Source organism: Aeromonas sp. 62-46 (genome assembly GCF_001898585.1).
In the GTDB taxonomy this organism is placed as follows: domain Bacteria; phylum Pseudomonadota; class Gammaproteobacteria; order Enterobacterales; family Aeromonadaceae; genus Aeromonas; species Aeromonas caviae.
The window spans coordinates 1-23553 of record NZ_MKUI01000012.1 but is presented as its reverse complement, the minus strand read 5'-3'; the positions used below and the strand labels follow the sequence as shown (position 1 = coordinate 23553).

Sequence of the window (23553 nt, the reverse complement as noted above, 5' to 3'; positions counted from 1 at the left end):
CATGGTGCTGTTGTCATCTCTTCAATGTGAAATAGTCAGCGGGTCGGGGCAAAGGCGGCCAACGCCGGCAGTCCTCTGCCCTCCCGATCAAACAGGGCCTGGTTCTCCCAACCATTACCGAGGGGTTCGTCTATCCCGAGGAACGCCATGCCAGCCTGACTGGCCCAGCTGTCACCGGTGACCCGGATCCAGCCCGGCTCCCAGTAGACAAACCCGAGCCCGAGCCGATCCGGCACTGCGCCAATAGCGGCACGCAAGGCATCGAGAAACGCCAGTTGCCCCTCGGGCGTCGCAGCAAACCCGCCGCGCACGGCCTCCTGCTCACCGAAGGCGTTGCGAACAGCGTCCTGGTTGACGGTGTCGTGCCCATAGGCGGTCTCAACCACCAGCAGCGGGAGTCTGATTTGGGTGGCAAGGCTGTTCATGGTGCGCGAGAGGTCACCCAAGGATCCGTGCCAATAGGGGTAGAAGGAGAGACCCACCAGATCGAACGGCACATCGCGCGCCTGCATCGCCTTGAACCAGCGCAGGCACTGAGCCTCATCCCCTCCTTCAGCAAGATGCAGCATCAGTCGTGGGGTGATCCCCCCCTCGCTGCCAGCGCGGATCCCGGCGATGGCCGCCTTGAGCAGCTGGGCCAGTCGATCGAACCCCTCCTCTTCTTCCTGTCGGTGTAGTTGCCCCAGCGGCCACAGCATGCCGTTATTGAGTTCGTTGCCGACCTGTACCATTTGCGGCGGCACCCCAGCCTCGCGCAGGCGCTGCATCACGGCGGCGCTGTAATCGTGCAACATCGCAGCCAGTTCTGCTTCCGACTTGCCTCGCCAGGTCCGTGGCGTGTACTGCTTGCCCGGATCGGCCCAGAAGTCGCTGTAATGAAGATCGAGCAACCAGGGCAAGTTGAGAGCCCGGCTTCGCTGCGCCAGTGCAATCACCTTTTCCAGATCATTGTTGCCACCACCAAAGGGTTCCCCCTTGGCCGAGCGGGGATCGACCCACAGCCTCAGGCGCACCAGGTTGAGGCCACGCTCGCGCATCAGGGTTAGCAAATCCCCCTGTCGCGTTTCGTCCTGATAGTGAACGCCCAAGTGCTCGAGTTCGGCCAGGGTGGAGACATCCGCCCCTCGGATGGCCAGGTTGTGAGGAGCGGCTCCAGCCCCTGCACTGATCGCTCCCAGCATGACCAACAGTGGCCAGCTCAGCGGGAGGTACATGCTAGTGTTGCTCCGGCTCGTGCAACTCGAACCACTGACCGAGCTCGCGGCGCAGGTTGTCCGAGCGCTTGCCGAAGATGGCCTGCACCTCGTCACCGATGATGATGACGCCGATGGCACCGAGACCTTGCAGCGCCTCGCTGTCGACCTGCTGCAAGGCATTGACCTTGACCCGCAGCCGGGTCAGACAGGCGTCAAAGCTCACTATGTTGTCGCGCCCCCCAAAGGCAGCGATGAGCGCGGTGATGGCCGCCTCGTCCAGCCCGGAGAGCGGCGCCTCGGTCGATTTTTCCTCCTTGTGGCCGAGGGCGGCGGCGAACAGCCGCTTGAAGTCCTGCATCTTGACCATTTGAATCTCCTAAACGTAAAAAAAGAGGGCGAAGCCACTGGCTCCGCCCCGTAATCAATAGGCGCGACGCAGCACCCGGCAGCCGAATGGGGGCAGCACCAGTGAATCGCTCAGCGCCTCACCACTCACCATGTCACTGTGACCACCCGGCAGAGTGACCAGGCGCTCGGCGTTGGCGAAGTTTTGCACGAACACGAACACCTGCTCACCATCGGTGCGGCACTGGGCGGTGACCCCCTCCGGCAAGGCTGGCAAAGCACGCGGCAGGGCAAGGGTCTCGATGAGATGGCCAAAGAAGTCGCGTTGGAACGCCAGATCATTTCGCGAGGCGACATAATAGGCGCGACCTGTCCCGTGCTCGTTGACCGTCACCGCCGGACGTCCGGCATAAAAGTCACCGTCATAGCTGGCCAGGGCCCTCGCGCCTTCCAGGTGGATGAGATCGCAAAGGTGAGTGACTTCGTAAGGGCCGCAGAGTCCGGCTTCGTTGCCAGCAAGACCCGAGACGGCGTTACGTTCCTCGTCATAGAGACCGTCTATCTCCTCTGCCCAGATCCCAAGGACCGGGCGCAGCGGCCCTGGGAATCCCCCCAGGTGACAGAGATCGGTCTCGTTGACGATGCCGCTCCAGTAAGTGGTAACAAACTGCCCACCTCGTTTGACAAAGGCGTCAACCCGTTCGGCAAAGCCATCGCGCACCATGTAGAGCATCGGGGCGATAACCAGGTCATAGCCATCCAGCGCGCAGTCGGCATTGATGACATCCACCGCCACCCCTGCCTCCCAGAATGGGCGGTAGTGCTCGGCTACCGTCTTCTCGTAGAAGAGGCCGGCATTGCGCGGCCCCTGGGCATTGTCCATGGCCCAACGGCTCTCCCAGTCGAAAATGATGGCCACTTTGGCCTCGACGCGGCTGCCAGCGACCTCTTGCAACTTGGCCAGGATCTCGCCTAGCGCCTGCACCTCGCGGCCCACCCGGGTATCGATGTGACCAACGTGATCGACCACGGCGCCGTGGAACTTCTCGACCGAACCACGGCTCTTGCGCCACTGGAAGTACTGCACCGAGTCGGAGCCGTGGGCTACCGCCTGCAAGGAGGAGAGGATATGCATTCCCGGCTTCTTGAGCTTGCTGATGGGCTGCCAGTTGGTCAGGCTCGGGGTCGACTCCATCAGGAAGAAAGGTTTGCCTCCCTTGAGAGTGCGCATCAGGTCGTGATACATGGCGGTGTACGCCGCCAGGGTCGAGTCATCGCCACTGTTGTGCCAGAGGGGGTAGCTGTCCCAGGAGATGAAATCGATCTCCTTGGCCAACTGCCAGTAGTCATAGTCGTAGAAGTACTCCATGAAGTTGGTGGTGGCCGGCAGGCTCGGGTTGGCCGCCTTCAAGGGCTTGATCTCCTCGGCACAGAAATCGCTCACCTGGGCGGTATTGAAACGCTTCCAATCGAGGTTTAGGCCGTGGATCGAGCTCTCGCCGATGGGAGACGGGGATTCGATCTGTGACCAGTCGGTGTAGGTATGGCTCCAGAAGCTGCTCCACCAGGCGTGATTGAGCGCTTCTATGCTGCCATAACGAGCCTTGAGCCAGTCACGAAAGCGCTCCTGACAAAGCTCGCAGTGGCACTCGCCGCCGTACTCGTTGGAGATGTGCCAGGCGATGACACCTGGATGATGGCCGTAGCGTTCGGCCAGGGCACCGTTGATAGCGCGCACCTTGTCACGATAGACAGGCGAACTCATACAGTGATTGTGACGGCCACCGTGCAGTGCCTTCACACGTTCTTTGCTGACCCGCAGCACCTCGGGATAACGCTGGGAAAGCCAAGCCGGGCGAGCACCACTTGGTGTGGCGAGGAAAACTGACACACCGTTTTCGTGCAAGCGATCGAGCACCGTATCGAGCCAGCCGAATTCATAGCGCCCCTCTTGTGGCTCCAGGGAAGACCAACTGAAGATGCCGACCGACATCACGTTGCAGCGGGTCTGCTTCATCATCTCGAGATCGCGCTCGAACACCTGGGGATCATCCAGCCACTGATCCGGGTTGTAATCAGCACCATGCAGCAGAGCGGGCACCCGTTCACTGAGCGGGGGAAACTTGAACATCACACATCTCCTAAAACGAGGGGGCGCCGGCCATGGCCGGTCGCCCTATCGGTTGAAACCGGGTCAGTTGAATACCTTGATCGAGGGGAGCACATGGCCGGAGCAGTCAAACAGCGCCTGGTTCTCCCGGGCATTGCCCTCTTTCCAGTCGTCGTTGTTGTACTTCATCCCAGCCTTGGTGGCCCAAGTGGCACCAGTGGTTGGCAGCCACGCTGGCTCCCAGTAGAAGACTCCCTTGCCACGCCCGTCCGGTACCGCCACCACGCTCTTGATCAGATCGCGCAGGAAGTCGGCCTGCCCCTGTACGCTGGCCGGGTAACCACCGTCGCTCGCCTCCTTGGCAGTGAAGTTGTTCTCGGCGTTGTCGCAGTTCTCCGTGGTGTAGCCGTAGGCGGCCTCGACCACGATCACATCCTTGCCATAGCGCTTACTGATGTCATCCATGTTGGCCTTGAGGGCACTGATGGGGCCGTTCCAGTAGGTGTAGAAGGAGAGTCCGATGATATCGAAGGGCACCTCGCGCTTGGCGACTTCATCAAACCACCAGACGAAGGTGTCGTTTTTGGTGCCCTCAGCCAGATGCAGCATCACCTTGATATCTTTGCCGTGCTCTTTCACAGCACGTACACCAGCCTTGAGCAGTGTGGCCAGGCGATCAAACTCCCCACCGTTTTGCCCCCAGCTCTTGCCCTCTGGCCATAACATGCCACCGTTGATCTCGTTGCCGACCTGCACCATGTCAGGCATCACACCGGCCTTTGCAAGGGCATCCATGCTTTCCTTGGTATGGGCGTAAACGGCATCCGCCAACTGCTCGACTGACATCGTACGCCACGCCTTGGGCTTGTTCTGGCGGCCCGGATCCGTCCAGAAATCGCTGTAGTGGAAATCGAGCAGGAACTTCATACCAAGGGCCTTGGCACGCTTGGCAAGCGCTATCGTTGCAGCCAGATCGTTGTTACCACCGCCGTAAGGCTTGCCGTCCGCATCCTTGGGGTCTACCCACAGGCGCAGGCGAATGTAGTTAAAGCCGTTCTCCTTGAGGATTGCCATGGCGTCCTGTTGCTTGCCACTGGCATCAAAGAACTTGCCACCAAATTTCTCTACTTCGGCCAACATGGAGACATCAGCCCCCTTGATGAACTCCTGCGGTACCACAACTGGTTGCACCACCACATTTTCGGCAGCCACGGCGGGGGCATGCATACCCAACATGCCGGTGGCGAGCAGCGCCGCCATCACCAGCGTCTTCTTGATTTTCATGTCGAACGTCCTGTTTAACGGATTAACCTTTGGTCCCACCTGCGGTAAGACCGGAAACGAAGTACTTCTGCAAGGAGAGGTACAAGATGGCCACCGGCACCGCGATGAGCACAGCTCCCGCCGCATAGGTGGTGTAGCTGGCCCCCATCTTCTGGGCGACCAGGTTGTAGAGACCAATGGGCAGGGTGAACTGATCCGGGGTGCGCAATATGGTGCTGGCCAGGATGAAGTCGCCAAGCGGGCCGGTGAAGGAGAACAGTGCAACCACCGCAATGATGGGCTTGGAGAGCGGCATGATGATCTCGATAAAGATGCGGAAGTTGCCCGCCCCGTCCATGCGCGCCGACTCGTCGAGATCCTTGGGGATGGCATCGAGGTAACCCTTCATCAGATAGGTGTTCATCGGGATCATGCCGCCCACATAGACCAGCACCAGCGCCAGATGGCTGTTGACCAGACCCAGCATCTGGGCCAGCACGAAGATGGCGATGAGGGCCGAGAACTGGGGCACCATCTGCAACAACAGGAACAACATCAGGCCATTTTGCCGCCCACGGAAACGAAAGCGCGAGAAGGCATAGGCAGTGAAGCTGACGCTGATGAGGGTCAACACCATGGTCAGGAAACTGATCTTCATCGAGTTCCAGTACCAGGCGGCATAATCGATGCGACCGTCAAACAGCTCCTGATAATGAATAAAGGAGAAGTTTTCCGGGATGATCGAGGTGTTGAGCAGGCTGCTGCCCGGATTGAGAGAGGCTCCAACCGTCCAGATCAGGGGATAGATGATGATCACCGCAACCATAGCCAGCAGCAAATAGCTTAGGGTCAGACGGATGGCATTACTCTTTTTCAGACTGTGTTTGGCACTCATGGCTGGATCTCCTTACACCATGTCGTCTTGCTTGAACGAATTGGTCGCACGGAACTGCCACAGGGCAATGCCGACCACGAAGATGGAGAGCAGAATGGTGATGCTCGCTGCAATCGCATACTGGGATGACGACATGGTCAGCTTGTAGATCCAGGAGACCAGGATGTCGGTGCCGCCGGCATTGGAACCAGCCACCGCAGGTCCACCGTTGTTGAACAGGTAAATAATATTGAAGTTGTTGAAGTTGAAGGTGTACTGGGTGATGAGGATCGGAGCGATCGAATACAGCACCAGGGGCAGCGTAATGGTGGTCAGCTTGTGCCATGTACTGGCACCGTCGATGGTGGCCGCCTCGTAGAGATCATCCGGGATAGCCTGCAACACCCCAGTGGTCATGGCGAAGACGAACGGGAAGCCAAGCCAGGTCTGCATCAGGATGAGGGCCGTCTTGGTCCAGAAGGGATCTGTCATCCATGCCTTGGGGTCGATACCCAGAGAAGCCAGAATACCGTTGTTGATGACGCCAAAGGTCTCGTTGAACATGCCGGCGAACACCAGAATGGTGACAAAACCGGGCACTGCCCACGGCAGGATCAGGATGGTGCGGATGAGCGGCTTGAAGCGCAGATCCTTCTGATTGACCAGGATCGCCAGCAGCACCCCGACCGAGCATTGCAACGTGGTGGCGATCAGCGTCCAGATCACGGTCCACTGCAGCACGTCGAGCAAGGTCGAACGCCACAGATCGAGCTTGAAGATGTTGATGAAGTTCTTCATCCCCACCCAGTCCACCAGCTTGGCCGGCGGCGTGTGGTAGAGATCGTAGTTGGTGAAGGCGATGGAGAAACCAAAGATGATGGGGAACACCACCACGAACACCAGCAGGATGAAGCCCGGGGTGATCATCAGATACGGGAACCCTTCGCTCAGCAGCAACTGGTATTGCTTGCGCACACTGGTCAGCGCTACGCCACGATCCCGGCGATCGCCGTTAACATAGGCGTCGCGGACGCTCCAGTAGTAGATGGCGCAACCAAAGATGGCCACCAGTACGCTGATAACCCCCTTGGCCAGGAGGAAGACGGAGTTGTCCCGGGGCAACTCGGTGCCGAGGGTAAACAGCCCCCAGAACCCTTGAGATAGAAAATCATGGAATACGCCGAAGAAGCAGGCCATGACGGTGAAAAACAGGGTGCCCTTGACCCATTGCCGGTTATACCACTGACCGAGTCCCGGGATCAGCGAGAGCAGGGCGGCCACCTTGGCATGATGGGTTCTTGTACCGATCTGGGTAAGCGATCCGGAATCGACAACCACAATGTACCTCCTTTCCATTAAGAGCCCGGGCGGCCACGAATGCCGCCCGGCCCGAATTGGGCCTGCGCCCAACTTGTGTTATTGCTGCGCGTGGTTGACTTCGATCTGCATGTTGATGTTCTTGACTGCACCTTCCAGTGCCGCCTTCACATCCTGCTTGCCAGTCACGCCAAGCTGCAGTGCACTGTTGGCAGGGGTCCACACCTCTTGCATCTCGGGCACGCTCGGCATCGGAGTGGCGAAACCGGCCTGAATGGCCACGGCACGGGATTTCTCGTCATCTTTGATGAGCGGATCGTCAATCAGCGCCTTGAGCGGCGGGATCTCGCCGGTCTTCTCGAAGCGGACTTTGGCGTACTCAGGCTGGTTGATGAACTCGATGAACTGCTGCGCCAACTCTTTCTGCTTGGAATAGGTAGAGATGCTGTACCCTTTCACGCCGAGGAAGGAGCGCATATGCTCGCCATTGGGCAATGTCGGCAGCGGTGCGACACCGTAGTTCACCCCCGCATCCTTGTAGGGCTGGAACGACCAGGGTCCAGTAATGACGGCAGCAGCCTTCTTCTCGGTGAACAGGGAATCGATGGCGTTGGCACCGGTCTCACCCACGATACCGGCCGGGAAAAGTCCTTCACTGTAGAAACGCTTGAGGAAACTCACTGCATCGACCGAGCCCTGGTTGGCCAGGCCCACGTCCTTGACGTTGAGCGAACCGTTGGGGTTCTGGCCGAAGATATAACCCCCCATGGCTGCGACTACACCGTAGGAGTAATAAATCTCGTCAAACTTGGCGAGCAGGCCGTATTTGTTCTCCCCGCGCAGGGTCTGTGAAGCCTTGATCAGCTCGTCAAAGCTCTCGGGAGCCTTGGGTAACAGGTCCTTGTTGTAAACCATGACGATGGTCTCCACCGCCTTGGGCAGGCCATAGAGCTTGCCTTCATAAGTCTGGGCATCCACCGCAGGTTTGGTGAAACCAGCCAGATAGTCGGCCCCCGGCTTGATCTCGCTGATCAGCCCCTGCACCACGGCAGTGCCCACCTGATCATGCGGCAGTACCAGCACATCCGGACCGATACCGGCCGGGCCATCCAGGCGCAGCTTCTCGATCTGCTGGGCATAGGGAGTTTCGAGGATCTTCACCTTGACGTTGTGCTTGGCTTCGAACGCTTTGACAGCCTCCTCAATGCCGTTTGATTTCTTGATGTCTTCCCACACCAGAAGTTCACCGTCAGCGGCACGGGCTACCTGGCCCAACCCCATAACGCCCAAAGACAACAACATTGCAGCAGTCAATTTGTTGATTTTCATATGATTTCCTTGTCCCTAACTCAGGTAAAAGCAGGTCTTCTCAGACCACGTAGGCAAAGTGAGTGTTACGATTCCATCCAGTCGGTGTAACTTCTGAAGCTTGTTACCAATTCGGGTGTAAAACAAAGCACAACCACATTACACGCCGGACTGGTCTGGCCTCTATGACACAACCTCACTACCACCTAATGCAATGAAAAATAAATGGTTTAATCCCATACATCAGATCCGGAGCAATACGCTCTATCACTTGATTTTTGCTTTACACAGCTTGTCGAGTGCACTGGAACAGCAAAAAAGGTAACGATTACACCGAATGGCTCTACGGTAAGCGGTGCTTGCCCAGCCTGCCAGTAGCACGTACCAAGGCTGTGATCTCATGCACAAAAGAAACAGCATTTTGTGCAACCGCTTACACCTGACTGATATAGTCCTCCCAAAGCCACAGAGTGAAACGGTGTGAAACGCCTTCTCCCTCCCAGGGCAAAGAAGCCGCAGCAGGGGCATGACTGCCCCCAGCATTTGCAGCTAAGGCATTTATTATCAAGGAGTTAAAGCTCATGGCGAGTATCAGACTGAACAATGTGATCAAGCGTTTTGGCAGCAATGTGACCCTACATAATGTGAATCTGGATGTAGAAGATGGTGAGTTCACCGTCTTTGTCGGTCCTTCCGGTTGTGGTAAATCCACTCTGCTGCGCATGATCGCCGGTCTGGAAGAGATTTCGGACGGCCACATTGCGATTGATGAGCAGGTGGTCAACGATGTAGCCCCGGCTCATCGCGGGGTGGCCATGGTGTTCCAGTCCTATGCCCTCTATCCCCACATGACGGTGGCCGAGAACATGGGCTATGGCCTGCGGGTCAATGGCGTGCCGAAAGAGGAGATAACCCACCAGGTCAGCATGGTGGCCAAGACGCTGCAGCTCTCCCACCTGCTCGATCGCAAGCCCAAGCAGCTCTCCGGCGGCCAGCGCCAGCGGGTAGCCATCGGCCGTGCCATCGTGCGCAACCCCAAGGTGTTCCTGTTTGACGAGCCGCTCTCCAACCTCGATGCCGAGCTGCGTGTCGAGATGCGCCTGCACATCGCCAAGCTGCATCAGGAACTCAAGACCACCATGATCTACGTGACCCACGATCAGGTGGAGGCCATGACCCTGGCCGACAAGATAGTGGTGATGAACTATGGCAAGGTGGAACAGGTCGGCTCGCCGATGGAGCTCTACTACAAACCCTGCAACCGCTTCGTGGCCGGTTTTATCGGCTCACCCAAGATGAACTTCCTGCCGGCCCGCGTACTGGCCTGGAGCCCGGAGCAGATCCGGGTCAAGGTAGCCGGCCAGCAGGAGCTCACCCTGCCCATCCTCACCGAGCGACTAGAACCGGGCAGCGAGATCTCCCTTGGCCTGCGTCCCGAGCATGTGGTGCCGGGCGCAGAGGGGATCCACCTCGCCTTTACCTGCGAGGTGGTGGAACGTCTTGGCAACAGCACCTACCTGTTCGGTCAGTGCTGCGGCACCGACGGCTTCAAGCTGCTGCTGGCAGGGGATGGGGAGTTTCATCCGTACCAGAAGATGGATGTCTTCTTTGCCCCGCAAAATTGCCTTGTGTTCAATGCCGAAGGGCTCAGAATCAGCCGCTGAACGCGGCTACTGCATGCCCCGATCCATTTTGCCCCCGCCAGTCGGGGGCTTTTTTTTATCCCCGGGCGCGGGACACAAAATGAGAGCGGGCTCGCAACCCTGGACAAATCCCGTACAAGGGTGCCGAGAAAGAGTGTAAAAGATTCACAAAACAATGAAAACGTTACACTAAAAATCAGAATCAGGTGCCCTCCCTTATCGCGGCCTTATCTGTTAACAAGGTAAAGCACTGATAAAAGATGACTTATCACTTGTGTCATCAGGCTGGGTTGACTCAACACCACATGTAATCGATACCATGAACTTGCGCACTCGTCACCTTTCCATCATCCAGCGCCTGGCGCTGGGCTTTGCCGTCATCCTGTTGCTGCTGCTGCTCTCGGTGGCCCTCTCTCTCTACGCCGGCCAACGGCTGGCCGACCAGGTGGGGCTGCTCGCCAGCCATACCGCGCCGACCCTGGTGCAGAGCCGCGCCGTGACCCGCGATCTCTTCACCCTCGACCGACATCTGGGCAACGCATTGCTGCAGACCGGAGAGGAGGAGCTGGGCGCCGCCCGCGAGCAGATGCAGCAATGGCAGGCCCGTTTCGACCAGGATCTGGCCACCTTGGCTCGACAGATAGCGGGGGAGCCGCAACAGAGTGCGCGCGTCGAGAGCCTGCGCGAGCAACAGGCCGCCTACTGGCAACTGGCCCAGCAACTGGTCGATGACTATGCCCACAACCGCCTCGAACAGAGCAAGCTGGCGGCCGACACCCGCCTTGGCGACACGGCGCGCCAGCTTGCCAGCGCCCTCGATGTGCTGCTCGCCCCTCTGGGCAGCCACCCCGCCGTGCTGCTCAAGAGCCGCCTGCTGGCAAACCTGGAACAGCAGGTCAGCGCCACACAGGAGATCCTCAAGCAGCAGGATCCGGCCCCCGTTGCCGCACGTCTGGCTGCCAATGCACGCGCCAGCGAACAGGCGGCGGCACTGCGCCAGGAGCTGGCACGCCAGCTCGCCGGCCAGGAGGATGCCTTCGGCGTGCCCCTGAGCCTGGAACGCGGCACGGGTGCCAGGTTCGATACCCTCGCCACCCTGCTGGCCGGCCCCGAGAGCATGCCGGCACGCCACCTGGCGCTGGTCGAACAGAGCATCATGTTGCGCAACCAGAGTGTGCAGGCCAGCCGCCTTATCGACAGCCTGCTAGGCGATCTGAGCGAACTTGACGCCGCGATCGACGCTCAGCTTCGCCACAGCACCGCCGGCAGCGGCGCCATCCTGCTCTGGCTGCGCCTCGGGCTGTGCGCCGGCCTGTTGCTCTCCCTCGGTCTCGGCGCCCTGGTGCTGTGGCACCTGGTGCGCGCCATCCGCCAGCCACTGCACCACATCCTCACCACCCTCAAGGCCCTGAGTCAGGGAGACATGCGCCAACGCGTGCCGCTACTGCGCCACGACGAGTTCGGCCAGCTTGCGACCGGCATCAACGCCCTGGCCGACGAGATGAGCGGCATGCTCGGTCAGATAGTTCAGGCCGCCGATGCCCTCGGCCGCATGGCCGGCCAGAACCAGCACGCCCAGCATCACGCCCAACTTGCCATCGGCGAGCAGCGCAACGAAACCACAGGGGTCTGCAGCGCCATGGAGGAGATGGACTACTCGGTGCGCGAGGTCGCCGGCAGCATAGGCCAGACCGAGCAGACCCTCGGCAACATAGCCGCGGCGGCCCACGCCGCCAGCCTGCGTGGGGCGGCGACCGGTCAACGGCTGCAGCAACTGGCTGACGAGTTGGCGGAGTCGCGCCGCAGCGTGGAGCAGGTGCAGACATTGAGCGTCAGCATCGGTGACATCCTCGCCCTGATCGAGCGCATCACGGAGCAGACCAATCTGCTGGCCCTCAACGCCGCCATCGAGGCGGCCCGCGCCGGCGAACAGGGACGTGGCTTTGCCGTGGTGGCCGACGAGGTGCGTCAGTTGGCGCACCACACAGCAGACTCCACCACCCGCATCCAGGGGATCATCGACGATCTGCAGCAAAGCACCCGCGGTGCGGTCGCCACCATGCTGCGCTGCCACGACGCCATGGCCCAGAGTCGCACCGACAGCGACGCGGGTTGCGCCACCCTAGCCGAGCTATCCCAGGCGCTGCAGCAGGTGGCCGAGCAGAGCAGCCGTATCGCCAGCGCGACCCTGCAGCAACAGCAGACCAGCGCCGAGATCGCCCGCAACATTACCAACATCGCCCGGATTGCCGACGACAACCAGGGCGCCCTGGCCAAGGTGGCACAGACCAGCGACCAGTTGCAGCAGCTATCGCAGCAGCAACTGTCGCTGACCCGCCGCTTCACCCTGCAGAGCGCCTGATCACACACCACAGAGAGGACCATCCATGTTCAAGAAGACACTGTTGCTGACTACCCTGATCGCCTGCCTCCAGCCCGCGCTGGCCAACGAGGAGGATCCCCTGGCCCGCCCGCTGTTCCTGCGCGGCGAGATGAACAACTGGGAGGCCCCGGCAGACCAGCAACTGGTTACCCAGCAAGGGGACTTGCTGTCGGTCCAGGTGGCCTTGCAGGCCAGTCACGGCGCCTACAAGTTCAAGATTGCCGATGAGAAGTGGAAGGCCGACACCACCTATGGCCAGTTCGACCCCGCCGCCAAGGTCGAGTCGGACAAGCCGGTGGTAGTCAAGGCCGGCTGGCAGTGGAGCGACATGAAGTTCACCCCGCCCAGCGACGGCCAGTATCGCATCACCCTGGATCGCCGCGATCCCCAACACATCCAGGTCACCGTCTCCCCCGCCGGGTGATCCCAGGGCCGCCGCAAGGCGGCCCCAGCCTCCGCCGGGATGGCGCCGCACGGCGACGCCATCCCGGCGCGGGACTGCCTCCCTGTCGCCACCCTACACACATCCAGACAGGAGATAACAACAATGAAGAGACATCTGCTTACCACCCTGCTGCTTGGCGGCGCCCTGCTGTTTCATGGCCAGGGAGAGGCCATGGTCAAGGGAGCTGACGTCAGCTGGCTGACCCAGATGGAGAAAGCCGGGTACAAGTTCTATAACGACGCCGGCCAGCAGCAAGATCTGTTCAAGACCCTGAAAGAGCACGGTATGAACACCATCCGGCTCAGGGTATGGGTCAATCCTGCCGATGGCTGGAACAACATCAGTGACGTCATCGCCAAGGCCAAGCGGGCCAAGGCGGCCGGTTTCGATCTGCTGATTGACTTCCACTACAGCGACAGCTGGGCTGATCCTGGCAAGCAAACCAAACCTGCAGCCTGGCAGAGCTACACCTTTGATCAGCTAATGTCGAACGTATGGTGGCACACCTACAATTCCCTCGTTGCCCTGAAAAACGCAGGAATTACCCCCAAGTGGGTGCAAGTAGGCAACGAGACCAACAATGGCATGCTCTGGGAAGAGGGGCGCGCCTCGGTCAACATGAAGAACTTTGCCTGGCTCATTAACAGCGGCTACGACGCTGTCAAGGCGGTCAACAGTAGTACCAAGGTGATCGTCCACTTGGCCAACTGTGAGAACAACACTCTCTATCGCTGGATGTTTGATGGTCTCAAGAACAACGGCGCCAAGTGGGATGTAATTGGTGCCTCCATCTACCCAACACAGAGCGGTAACGGTGACTGGTTTACCCTCAACAACCTCTGCTATGACAATCTATCCGATATGGTGAGTCGATATGACAAAGAGGTGATGATCGTGGAGGTTGGCATGCCTTGGGATGACCCGAAAAACAGCTATGACACCATCGCCGATCTACTCAACAAAATGAAGTGGATCCCTAACAACAAGGGCCTCGGCGTGCTTTATTGGGAACCGCAGAGTTACAAGAACTGGCAGGGTTACAGCCTGGGATTGATGGACAATGGTGGCAAACCCACCTACGCACTGGATGCTTTTCTGTTGCAGTAATTGACCCGTTAAAGCAAAGGCGCAGCCACAATGCTGCGCCTCTTTTTTTCAAAGGAGATCTCTCCTTTCAACATACTGCCTGATGGTTCTTCAGTGGAATGCTCACCTCCCCCCAACCCCATCATTTCACGCAGGTCCGGACTAATCATTTCGAGACGACATTAAAAAAGGAGCCCGGTTGGGCTCCCATGATATTGATAAATCGTTTTTTACCACCAGGCTTCGGCCTGAACACCAAAGTTCCAAGTGTGGTCATCTTCACCACCGTTGAAGGATTTGCCTTCGCCATCTTTCAAATAGCTGGCGAACACACGGATCTCCGGGCGAGCAAACAAGCTGGGTCCAGCTGACCAGGCTTGAGCCAAGGTATATTTCTGGCCACTCGATTTCTCTTCAGAACCGCTTGTCCAGGTCTTGGTAGTTTCATAAGTACCGGCTTCAACCAGCGTCTTCATGATGTCAGTCCACGCATAACCGGCCCGTGCCACCGCGCTGAACAGTTCGGTGTTGTCATGCCATGCTTCAAGTTTCTCACCCTTACCGTAAGTGAAGACATGGTTCACACTGAATTTCTCACCCATGGGAATGTCACCCGTCAAAATTACACGGTATCCCTTGGCATCGTCGGTCAAATGCCAAACATCATACCACCCACCCCCCTGGGAGATCATGTTCTGGGCCAACCCTTTGTCAGCATATTGCAGCACCAACTTCTCGTAGATGCGGCTATCGGCAAAATATTGACTCATCTCTGCCGTCAGCATGACACCATTCTTGGGATCATAGAGATTACCGACCTTCTTCTGTTCATCGGTCGGATTAGGCATCGCATAGCTGACGCCCGCTTCGGTCCAAGCCCCTTCCCAGGGAGCCCAGCCGGCATAGCGCAGGTCCAGGAAGTTGACGTTGAGGTCATTGTTGACAATCGAGTTATCGATATCGTTGCCATCGGACCGGATCCAGGCCAGTGAGAAGGCGCCTGGGCCGGCCTTGAGATTCTCAATACCGGCGCCAGCTCCCGAGATATTCCAGTACTTGGTATCGATGATGTGGAGATCATGACGCTGGTAGAAGCGCTTGCCAGCCCAGACCACCGCATCGGGCGCGGCTGAGAGCAATCCCTTGGCCTTCACATTGAATTGGCGCAGGGCAAAGGTTGCATCGTCCTTACACTCTTTTTGATCGAAGTTACACACTGTGGTGGTACTTTCATAGTCATTAGAGCCATCGCTCTGCATGCTAAACATGCTGTCAACGTAGAAAGTCTTGCCATCCTTGTTGTAAACCTCCTGACCAATACCAATTTCGGTATAGGTATCGTTTTCGTTACCCAGGCGGCCGACAACGTTCTGTCGACCAGTTTGCATATCACCATCCTGGGACACACCTACGCCAGAGCGAAAATACCCTGTGAAATCAACAGCATTAGCATTTAATGCTGTCATTGACAGAGCGAGGGCAACGGAAGTCGTCAGTAGCTTCACTTTCATAGTTATTCCTTTATTCCACTGTTGCATTGTTATCCTGATAAACCGCTTACCAGTCCAAAAGGAAAGCGCTTTCACTATCCGAGAGGGATTATAAGAACAACGTCGTAGTGAATGACATGACGAAACTCACATATTTGTAATAATTACACTAATAAATAAGATATCCTTCTGATGGTCATTACACATCCATAGGTAAGTCATTGATTTTAAATAAATAAAACAAACCAACCAGAGTGTTATCGATTACATAAGGAGTGAGCGGTAGTTCTCAAGCATGGTTGACGTTAAGGGTGATGAAGGTGATGTGCAGAACATGAAGCCTCTCTTGCGGAAGCATCTCCTGGGCACCAGGAGGCTATTTGTTTCGCCAGAGCGTCTAGTTCAGAGGTTTTGAAGAGGAGGACATTGAGGCATTAAAGAGGAAGATGAGACTTTAAAAAGGCAAGGCCCGAGCTGGTAACCTTGCCGTAATCGCTATAGGCCCACAAGCCCAGCACTTGGACTAATCAATGGTGCGAACCGAGTGACGGCGAACCAGTGTCGGGCTAAACATATGCGTCGTCTGGGGCAAAGGCCCCCCCTTTGCCAAAGCAATGGCCAGCTCTGCAGCCTGAGTGGCCATAGCAATGATGGGATAGCGCACCGTTGTCAGACGAGGGCGCAGGTAGCGAGATATCAACACATCATCAAAACCCACCAAAGAGAGGTCTTGAGGTACATCAATCCCGTTATCACTAAGCACTGACAAGGCCCCCGCCGCCATTGAGTCGTTATAGCAAACGACGGCTGTCATCTGTTGCCCCCGACTCAGCAACTCCGTCATTGCTGCCTCCCCCCCCAATTCATCAGGACTACCACGGGAGATCAGACGTTCATCAACCGGAATATTGTGCTCTTGCAGTGCGTCCAAATAACCCTGCAGACGGTCCTGAGAGTCTGATATCTGATGATTTGAGCACAGGAACCCTATCTTCTTGTGCCCTTCCTGGATCAGGTGACGAGTTGCAAGCCAAGAACCATAGCGATCATCCAGCGCAACACAACGGGACTCGAATCCAGGAACAATACGGTTGATAAGCACCATTCCAGGAACATAGCTCATCATCTGGATCAGCTCTTCATCTGGCAGCATTTTGGCATGAACCACCAGGCCAGAGCAGCGATGCCCTATCAACTGCTCTATTACATGCTTCTCTTTGGCTGCGTCGTGGTAGCCATTTCCTATAAGCAGAAAATTCCCCGTAGCTTGTGCCACTTGCTCGACAGCTTTAACCATGGTGCCAAAGAAGGGATCAGACACATCAGCAACGATCAATCCCAAGGTGTCATTGTTCTGATGGGCCAATGCTCTCGCGTTCGCGTTGGGATGGTAGTTGAGTTCATGCATCGCCTTGAAGACTGCGTCTCGTGACGCCTGACTCGCCTTTGGCGAGTGATTGATGACGCGTGAGACGGTGGCGACAGATACGCCTGACAGGAGTGCTACATCTTTGATGGTTGCCATGAATTAGCTTTTCCGGTGAACGGTATAAATAAAAACCAGTGCTGTACTGGGTCAAGATACTACCGACATTTCCAATACCTGACACGGCTTTCATATCAAAAGCGAGAGCATTCTATCAATACGAGCGTCTCGCTGTGTAATCCATTTACATACACCCTTATCCATTCTCATGCTCATCGCGGTGAAAAATGTGACAAAAATCACATCAAATGGAGATGCATCTTCCAGGAGCTTGTTCACAAGCGCAGAATAAGGGAAAGCGATTACACCAAATAAAACCCAATTAAAACTAGCGCCAAGGAGCGAATCATGTTGAAGATACTCGTGACAGGTGGAACTGGTTACATAGGTAGTCATACCTGCTTGCAGCTTATCGCTGCCGGGATGACCCCCATCTTGTTGGACAATCTGGTTAACAGCAAAGAGAGCGTCCTCGAACGTATCCACAGCCTCAGCGGACTGCGCCCCCAGCACTATCACGGTGATGTGCGGGATGCCGACCTGCTGGATCGTGTGTTTGCAGACCAGCAGATAGATGCCGTGATCCATTTCGCAGGCCTCAAGGCCGTAGGGGAATCGGTACAAAAGCCTCTCGAGTACTATGACAACAATGTCAGCGGCACCCTGGTGTTGCTGCAGGCAATGCGACGCGCCGGGGTCAAGACCCTGCTGTTCAGCTCATCTGCCACCGTCTATGGCGAGCCGGAGATCATGCCCATCACCGAGGAGTCGCCCACCTTTCACGCCACCAATCCTTATGGTCAAAGCAAGCTGATGGTGGAGCGCCTCATCAAGGACTTTGCACACTCAGCCCCCGACTGGTCATTGACCCTGTTGCGCTATTTCAATCCGGTGGGCGCCCATCCCAGCGGCCTGATGGGCGAGGATCCCCAGGGCATTCCCAATAACCTGATGCCCTATATTGCCCAGGTGGCAGTGGGCCGCCGTGCCAAACTCGCCATCTTTGGTGATGACTACCCGACACCAGATGGTACCGGTGTGCGGGATTACATTCATGTCATGGATCTAGCCGATGGCCACGTCGCAGCCTTGAAACATGCGCTTGGGCAAGCTGGCGTCCATGTGTACAACCTGGGCACTGGGCATGGCTACAGTGTCCTGGACATTCATGCCGCCTTCTCCAAGGCCTGTGGCCGCGAACTGCCTTATGAGATCGTGCCGCGCCGCGCCGGGGACATAGCACAGTGTTGGGCAGATCCAACACAGGCCTATAACGAGCTGGGGTGGAAGGCTTATCGCACGCTTGATGAGATGGCGGCTGATACCTGGCGCTGGCAATCCCAAAATCCAAACGGTTACCCCCTTCCATGAATATACAGAACGAGACAGACCTTACTATGCAATTCGAACCGACCGACCACCCTCACCGTCGTTACAACCCATTGATCCAACAGTGGGTTCTCGTTTCTCCCCACAGGGCGAAACGCCCTTGGCAGGGCCAGCAGGATGAACCCGATCGTACCCAGCGCTCCCCTCACGATCCGGATTGTTTCCTCTGCGCCGGCAATACTCGCGTCACTGGTGACAAAAATCCGGATTATCCGTCGACCTTCGTTTTTACCAACGACTTTGCGGCACTGATGGTTGATACACCTATGGCCCCAACCAGCGAGGACCCCCTCTTCCAGCTAGAGAGTGCACGCGGCACCAGCAGGGTAATCTGCTTCTCACCGGATCACAGCAAGACCTTGCCCGAGTTGTCTATCCCCTCCCTCACTGCCGTGGTCAACACCTGGTGTGAACAAACTGCAGAGCTGGGGCGCGAATACCGCTGGATCCAAGTATTCGAAAACAAGGGCACCATGATGGGGTGCTCCAATCCCCATCCCCATGGGCAGATATGGGCCAACGACTTCTTGCCCAACGAAGCCGCGCGGGAAGATGTCGCCCAACGGGAGTATTTTGCCAAACATGGTCGAGCCATGTTGCTCGATTATGCGGAACGCGAGCAGGCTGACGGCAGCCGCACCGTAGTGGAAACGGAACACTGGCTGGCAGTAGTGCCTTATTGGGCTGCCTGGCCCTTCGAAACCCTGTTGCTTCCCAAGTTTGCGGTAACACGTCTACCGACACTGACACCGCAACAGCGTGCAGACCTCGCACTGGCGCTCAAAAAACTGACCAGCCGCTATGACAACCTGTTTCAGTGCTCCTTCCCCTATTCGATGGGATGGCATGGTGCGCCATTCAATGGCGAAGAGAATGATCACTGGCAGTTGCATGCCCACTTCTACCCGCCCCTGCTGCGCTCTGCGAGCGTACGCAAGTTTATGGTGGGCTATGAAATGCTGGCAGAAACACAACGTGACCTGACGGCAGAACAGGCGGCAGAACGCCTGCGTTCCGTCAGCGATATCCATTTTCGTGAACAGGTTTGAGGTTGAGACATGAGTATTGAATCGCCACACAGCGTGACTGAACATACCTTTTACACCCAGTATGGTTATCGCCCGACCCTCGCCATTCAGGCACCTGGGCGTGTTAACCTCATTGGGGAGCACACGGACTATAACGATGGTTTCGTGCTACCCTGCGCCATCGATTATCAGACCGTGATCAGTGCTGCCCCCCGCCAAGACAGTCTGATCAGGGTTATCGCTGCCGACTATCACAACCAACTGGATGAATTTGACTTACGCCACCCCATAGAGGCGCGCCCGGAATACCTGTGGGCCAACTATGTGCGAGGCGTCGTCAAATATTTGCTATTGCGAGGCTGTCAACTGACAGGGGCAGACCTGGTAATCAGTGGCAATGTACCTCAGGGAGCAGGCCTGAGCTCTTCCGCCTCTCTGGAAGTGGCAGTAGGACAGATCTTCAAAGAGATGAATCACCTCGACATCAGCCAAGCAGATATCGCCCTTAATGGACAACTGGCGGAAAACAGGTTCGTCGGTTGCAACTGCGGTATCATGGATCAGTTCATCTCGGCTCTGGGTCAGCAAGATCATGCTCTGCTGATCGATTGCCGCAGTCTGGATACCCGTCCTGTGAGCATTCCAGCCGACATTGATGTGGTCATCATCAACTCGAACGTACGCCGGGGCCTGGTGGATAGCGAATACAATACCCGCAGGGCACAGTGTGAAGAGGCCGCACGGCATTTTGGGGTCAAGGCACTGCGTGACCTGACGATGACCCAGTTCACCGAGCGAGCCAACGAACTGGATCCTGTCGTCGCGAGCCGTGCACGCCACGTCATCTCCGAGAATGAACGAACGCTGGCAGCGGCCGATGCGCTTGCCAATGAAGACATGGTCATGATGGCCGAATTAATGGCGCTGTCCCATGCCTCGATGCGTGATGATTTTGCCATCACAGTGCCTGCTATCGACGCCTTGGTCAACATGATCAAAGAGATCATCGGCAGTCGTGGTGGTGTGAGGATGACTGGTGGCGGGTTTGGTGGCTGTGTGGTTGCATTGGTTCCACAGTCACTGACAGCAGCAGTGTGCGAACAGGTTAATATTCGTTATCCCCAAGTGAGCGGTCTGGCCCCGAGTATCTATATCTGTAAGCCCTCCGCAGGAGCTGGCCCCCTCTGATTTTTCATTGCCACCTTAATGTCATGATCAGCGAAAACAACTCTACATATGTCCAAGCTGATCATGACACACATTGAATCGCCACTGGTTTTGTAAACACCTCGCAATCCAGACTCGCTTACGACATAGGTTAGAACATCTCAGGAGAACGAAAAAATAAAGCGCCACCGTTATGGAGGTGCATTACATCTCTACAGGCTAGTGTTTCAAAGCCGTGGTGAGTTCATTATTGAACAGCGACAGTGAGCTCAGGATGCCAAAATGCAACGAGCTGCCCGTTAGACCGGCTGAAATATTGGCTCCAGAAGGTTTCTAAATTCTGGATCATCTTGCCACTGCAGTAGCCGTTCTTTGCATCGGTTTGCACGAATGCCGCATCATGAACATAGATTCGCGCTCCTTTGAAATCAGCGAGAAGATTCTCCCTCTAGACATTGACCAGCTAAACGGATGGAGAGATGTAACGGATACCTTTGGACTAACTCCTTTTGAATTGCCGCACCAAGCCAAAAGAAACCAAAGTAAGCTGTGACAGAGGGCCGGTAGAACCACTACAGCCGTCATTGTCGCCACCATCATTACCACCGTTATCAATATTGACGCCTTGCACAGTGATAGCGATTGGCTTGGTGATCACGTTAGTGCCAGTACCGCTACGCAAACCGAGGGGGACGCTCTTGGCAACCACAAACTACCAGATCACGGGCTGTCATGCGCACTGTGTAGGTCGGATTGCCCGCCGCATCGAGTACCGCTTGGCAAGTGGTCGGGTCAAAGCGCACCAATTGCGAGATTCCATCGTTGTAGTGTTGGCCAACAACGGCGCTGCCAGATTGGTTATACAGCTCTACAGAAAGACGCTCGGTTGCTACATCAGTACCGGAGGCAGTGATGGTTACGTCGATGTACAGTTTGTCATTGGTCAGGGTTGTGCTGTCTATTGCCATGACGAAAGTGCGGTCAGCAACCTCCTCGGCATGAAGCCCGCACCAGACCCTTTTGCCCATACGTAGTAAGCACGGAGATTACCATCTGGCATTTTCATCGTGCTTGAGGCATAAGGGCTGTGTACAGCGCAGGTCAGGTCTTGAATGTCTTGTTAGTGCAAATACCATCCCAAAGACGGTGGCGCTTTGATACCAAAATCAGGGCCGTAAGAATCGCGTACTCCAACGACTTTCTCATTGATCAGCATAACAAGTCATGCGGTTGGCGTTCAGCACGGTATCGCTCATAACGAGGATCTGTTTTACCTCGAAGTGCAGATCTACATAAGCGCCATTGTTAACGATATCTGTACGTTGACTTGCGTAATAATCGCCCATAGCCGATACGCGCTGGTTAATGGTGTTAAACACCTTTTCCACACCATTCTTATCGACAATGAACAGGGCACTATGACGTTAACATCAATAGTAGCAGCGGCTGTTACCACATTACTTGCAACCAATACCACAGCCATCAGGAACCTCCTTGACATCATTAACCCCACCAGAACTGATGTTTTAATTTGAGTGCACGAAATAATATTAAGATACCCCTTCATACAAGGAGGAGTATATTTCCAGCAAGTTAACTTTCTAATTTGTGAAACTATGTACAGGACATTTTTACCACAAATCGCTGTGGCTTGAGTGGAACAAACTTAAGGGACGATGAGCCGATCATCACCATCAATTTCAAATCCTCATCATGAACAAGGCACTTCAGTCGCTCGCTGGTAGAAACAATGATGGCGCATTTCAAAAAGTTGATGGAGGGCACTGGATCAGGGATGATAAGTAAAACCTTATGTGAGCGCGATAAACAAACTGAACACCCTTGGTTAGCCAGTAAGAAAGCCCGCGTGTCACAGCCAACTGGATCTGGGAAATCAGGCTAATTTAGACAACAACGCCACATATCCGAACAAAGCTACGACCATTAAAATATCATCCTCAATACAGGTTAATGACAGGGTTAACTTGATGGCATATAAAGGGACTATTGCCATAATATGGCAATTTTTATCGAACATTTTTCCATTCTTACAGCTATGATTTCATCATGTACACAAACCCTACTCATTAAAAAATATAGTTTTAAAAAACAATCTGTTAGGTGAATTAAACTACTATCTAAATGTCAAAAACTTGTGCCACAATATGGCAATGAGCATTTGGCGCTGCCATATTTTGGCAGACACTCCCACATCTCCCCTTACTGAACCGGCTTATCACACAGATAACTCAGAAAATTCATTAAAATATGAACAAATAGTGACTAAACATGCAAATACAATCACTTAAACACTCATCTCATTGTCTTGTCCCACGATAATACAATGGGATACCATTAATTATAACCAGGCCCCCTTAACGAGCCTCAAACGCTCCCCTGCACTGAGGGGGCTTTATTATGTATATTGTGTAGCCTTCGGCGCTATATTATAGATGCTCAATAATTATACCTTTTCATTCTGGCTTTCATTGACATCTCACTCTAAATATGTATTTCAGGATGAAATGTTCTCTATATAGAGAACCTCTTAAATAATATTAATGCTGAGTGATAGCATTACGATTCCATTCACTGGCGGAGAAAAAATAAAGAAAACACCTCTCCCCCCAGAATAAAAATTGAAGAAACCTGATTCTGAAATTTAATAATATATGCAGCTCTCATCAATGTTGTATTCTGGTGATTCCATTATCCAGACTTGTTCAACTTGGCAGCTCTGGAGTAAAGCAACCGAAAGTTGGTAAACACAGACGGAAAACGGGGTCAGTTTTTTCGGACACTACATCTCGGCATTCCAACTCCCCTCTGCACCATACCTTACAGAATTTCCATTTTTTGCCCCCTGTTAGATGGCTTCATTTTTCATACATTGTCGCTATCCAGTACATCCACTGGAGATGACAAGGAGATCTATGATGAGCAACAGCAAAAAACCAATGTGAATCGCCCCTACTTTCCTAGACACCTCAAGAGCCTCAAACTGAGGTCAATCAGGAGGTGTT

The 23553-nt window shown here is 55.6% G+C and carries 18 protein-coding genes; 8 read left to right on the top strand and 10 right to left on the bottom strand.

What is annotated here, in order from left to right:
• Positions 1–35: 35 nt before the first annotated feature.
• The 7 genes from BGO64_RS03885 to BGO64_RS03855 form a co-directional block, all read right to left on the bottom strand.
• The gene (locus tag BGO64_RS03885; protein ID WP_048208107.1) at positions 36–1214 is read right to left on the bottom strand and encodes a glycoside hydrolase family 53 protein; all 1179 of its coding nucleotides are present in this window, start codon (positions 1212–1214) and stop codon (positions 36–38) included.
• A 1-nt stretch (position 1215) separates the two neighbouring features.
• Positions 1216–1563, bottom strand: a complete 348-nt coding sequence (locus BGO64_RS03880; RefSeq protein WP_286700210.1) for a glucose PTS transporter subunit EIIB — start codon at positions 1561–1563, stop codon at positions 1216–1218.
• 54 nt (positions 1564–1617) lie between these two features.
• The gene (locus tag BGO64_RS03875; protein WP_286700209.1) at positions 1618–3672 is read right to left on the bottom strand and encodes a beta-galactosidase; all 2055 of its coding nucleotides are present in this window, start codon (positions 3670–3672) and stop codon (positions 1618–1620) included.
• 63 nt (positions 3673–3735) lie between these two features.
• Positions 3736–4935 (bottom strand): glycoside hydrolase family 53 protein, encoded by a 1200-nt coding sequence (locus tag BGO64_RS03870; protein ID WP_286700208.1) that lies wholly within the window; start codon positions 4933–4935, stop codon positions 3736–3738.
• A 22-nt stretch (positions 4936–4957) separates the two neighbouring features.
• A complete protein-coding gene (locus BGO64_RS03865; RefSeq protein ID WP_041212959.1) occupies positions 4958–5809 on the bottom strand; it encodes a sugar ABC transporter permease in 852 nt (283 codons plus the stop codon).
• 12 nt (positions 5810–5821) lie between these two features.
• A complete protein-coding gene (locus BGO64_RS03860) occupies positions 5822–7126 on the bottom strand; it encodes a carbohydrate ABC transporter permease (RefSeq protein ID WP_041212958.1) in 1305 nt (434 codons plus the stop codon).
• 78 nt (positions 7127–7204) lie between these two features.
• Entirely contained in the window at positions 7205–8434 is a 1230-nt protein-coding gene (locus tag BGO64_RS03855) for an extracellular solute-binding protein (protein WP_041212957.1), read from the bottom strand.
• 560 nt (positions 8435–8994) lie between these two features.
• Here BGO64_RS03855 and BGO64_RS03850 point away from each other — a divergent pair.
• From BGO64_RS03850 to BGO64_RS03835, 4 genes are all read left to right on the top strand, one after another.
• A complete protein-coding gene (locus tag BGO64_RS03850) occupies positions 8995–10077 on the top strand; it encodes an ABC transporter ATP-binding protein (RefSeq protein WP_041212956.1) in 1083 nt (360 codons plus the stop codon).
• A 298-nt stretch (positions 10078–10375) separates the two neighbouring features.
• Positions 10376–12418: a methyl-accepting chemotaxis protein gene (locus BGO64_RS03845; RefSeq protein ID WP_182934985.1), complete on the top strand. Its 2043-nt coding sequence runs from the start codon at positions 10376–10378 to the stop codon at positions 12416–12418.
• Positions 12419–12443: 25 nt separating this feature from the next.
• Positions 12444–12863, top strand: a complete 420-nt coding sequence (locus BGO64_RS03840) for an early set domain-containing protein (protein WP_041212954.1) — start codon at positions 12444–12446, stop codon at positions 12861–12863.
• Positions 12864–12986: 123 nt separating this feature from the next.
• The gene (locus BGO64_RS03835) at positions 12987–13991 is read left to right on the top strand and encodes a glycoside hydrolase family 53 protein (RefSeq protein ID WP_041215315.1); all 1005 of its coding nucleotides are present in this window, start codon (positions 12987–12989) and stop codon (positions 13989–13991) included.
• Between the two features lie 209 nt (positions 13992–14200).
• Here BGO64_RS03835 and BGO64_RS03830 read toward each other — a convergent pair whose 3' ends face one another.
• Together BGO64_RS03830 and galR are read right to left on the bottom strand one after the other, a co-directional pair.
• Positions 14201–15487 (bottom strand): maltoporin, encoded by a 1287-nt coding sequence (locus tag BGO64_RS03830; RefSeq protein ID WP_197971259.1) that lies wholly within the window; start codon positions 15485–15487, stop codon positions 14201–14203.
• 496 nt (positions 15488–15983) lie between these two features.
• Positions 15984–16985, bottom strand: coding sequence for an HTH-type transcriptional regulator GalR (gene galR / locus BGO64_RS03825; RefSeq protein WP_041212951.1), 1002 nt, complete (start codon positions 16983–16985; stop codon positions 15984–15986).
• Positions 16986–17297: 312 nt separating this feature from the next.
• Between galR and galE the strand changes: the two genes are divergently transcribed.
• From galE to BGO64_RS03805, 4 genes are all read left to right on the top strand, one after another.
• Entirely contained in the window at positions 17298–18317 is a 1020-nt protein-coding gene (galE, locus tag BGO64_RS03820; RefSeq protein WP_041213009.1) for a UDP-glucose 4-epimerase GalE, read from the top strand.
• 26 nt (positions 18318–18343) lie between these two features.
• Positions 18344–19384 carry a galactose-1-phosphate uridylyltransferase gene (gene galT, locus BGO64_RS03815; protein ID WP_041213008.1) on the top strand — a complete coding sequence of 347 codons (1041 nt, stop codon included), beginning with the start codon at positions 18344–18346 and terminating at the stop codon, positions 19382–19384.
• Positions 19385–19393: 9 nt separating this feature from the next.
• Positions 19394–20551 carry a galactokinase gene (gene galK / locus BGO64_RS03810; RefSeq protein ID WP_286700207.1) on the top strand — a complete coding sequence of 386 codons (1158 nt, stop codon included), beginning with the start codon at positions 19394–19396 and terminating at the stop codon, positions 20549–20551.
• Positions 20552–21228: 677 nt separating this feature from the next.
• Positions 21229–21564, top strand: a complete 336-nt coding sequence (locus tag BGO64_RS03805) for a hypothetical protein (protein WP_162726205.1) — start codon at positions 21229–21231, stop codon at positions 21562–21564.
• 168 nt (positions 21565–21732) lie between these two features.
• On the opposite strand, the gene BGO64_RS03800 is transcribed toward BGO64_RS03805, so the two are convergent.
• Positions 21733–21909: a hypothetical protein gene (locus tag BGO64_RS03800; protein ID WP_182976558.1), complete on the bottom strand. Its 177-nt coding sequence runs from the start codon at positions 21907–21909 to the stop codon at positions 21733–21735.
• Positions 21910–23553: the final 1644 nt, after the last annotated feature.

What these genes read in the sequence shown, in the direction of transcription:
- galR (WP_041212951.1), bottom strand. Translation starts at nt 16,985, where the DNA reads ATGGCAACCATCAAAGATGTAGCACTCCTGTCAGGCGTATCTGTCGCC.
- BGO64_RS03865 (WP_041212959.1), bottom strand. Translation starts at nt 5,809, where the DNA reads ATGAGTGCCAAACACAGTCTGAAAAAGAGTAATGCCATCCGTCTGACC.
- galT (WP_041213008.1), top strand. Translation starts at nt 18,344, where the DNA reads ATGCAATTCGAACCGACCGACCACCCTCACCGTCGTTACAACCCATTG.
- BGO64_RS03855 (WP_041212957.1), bottom strand. Translation starts at nt 8,434, where the DNA reads ATGAAAATCAACAAATTGACTGCTGCAATGTTGTTGTCTTTGGGCGTT.
- galK (WP_286700207.1), top strand. Translation starts at nt 19,394, where the DNA reads ATGAGTATTGAATCGCCACACAGCGTGACTGAACATACCTTTTACACC.
- BGO64_RS03880 (WP_286700210.1), bottom strand. Translation starts at nt 1,563, where the DNA reads ATGGTCAAGATGCAGGACTTCAAGCGGCTGTTCGCCGCCGCCCTCGGC.
- BGO64_RS03845 (WP_182934985.1), top strand. Translation starts at nt 10,376, where the DNA reads ATGAACTTGCGCACTCGTCACCTTTCCATCATCCAGCGCCTGGCGCTG.
- BGO64_RS03870 (WP_286700208.1), bottom strand. Translation starts at nt 4,935, where the DNA reads ATGAAAATCAAGAAGACGCTGGTGATGGCGGCGCTGCTCGCCACCGGC.
- BGO64_RS03840 (WP_041212954.1), top strand. Translation starts at nt 12,444, where the DNA reads ATGTTCAAGAAGACACTGTTGCTGACTACCCTGATCGCCTGCCTCCAG.
- BGO64_RS03885 (WP_048208107.1), bottom strand. Translation starts at nt 1,214, where the DNA reads ATGTACCTCCCGCTGAGCTGGCCACTGTTGGTCATGCTGGGAGCGATC.
- BGO64_RS03850 (WP_041212956.1), top strand. Translation starts at nt 8,995, where the DNA reads ATGGCGAGTATCAGACTGAACAATGTGATCAAGCGTTTTGGCAGCAAT.
- BGO64_RS03835 (WP_041215315.1), top strand. Translation starts at nt 12,987, where the DNA reads ATGAAGAGACATCTGCTTACCACCCTGCTGCTTGGCGGCGCCCTGCTG.
- BGO64_RS03875 (WP_286700209.1), bottom strand. Translation starts at nt 3,672, where the DNA reads ATGTTCAAGTTTCCCCCGCTCAGTGAACGGGTGCCCGCTCTGCTGCAT.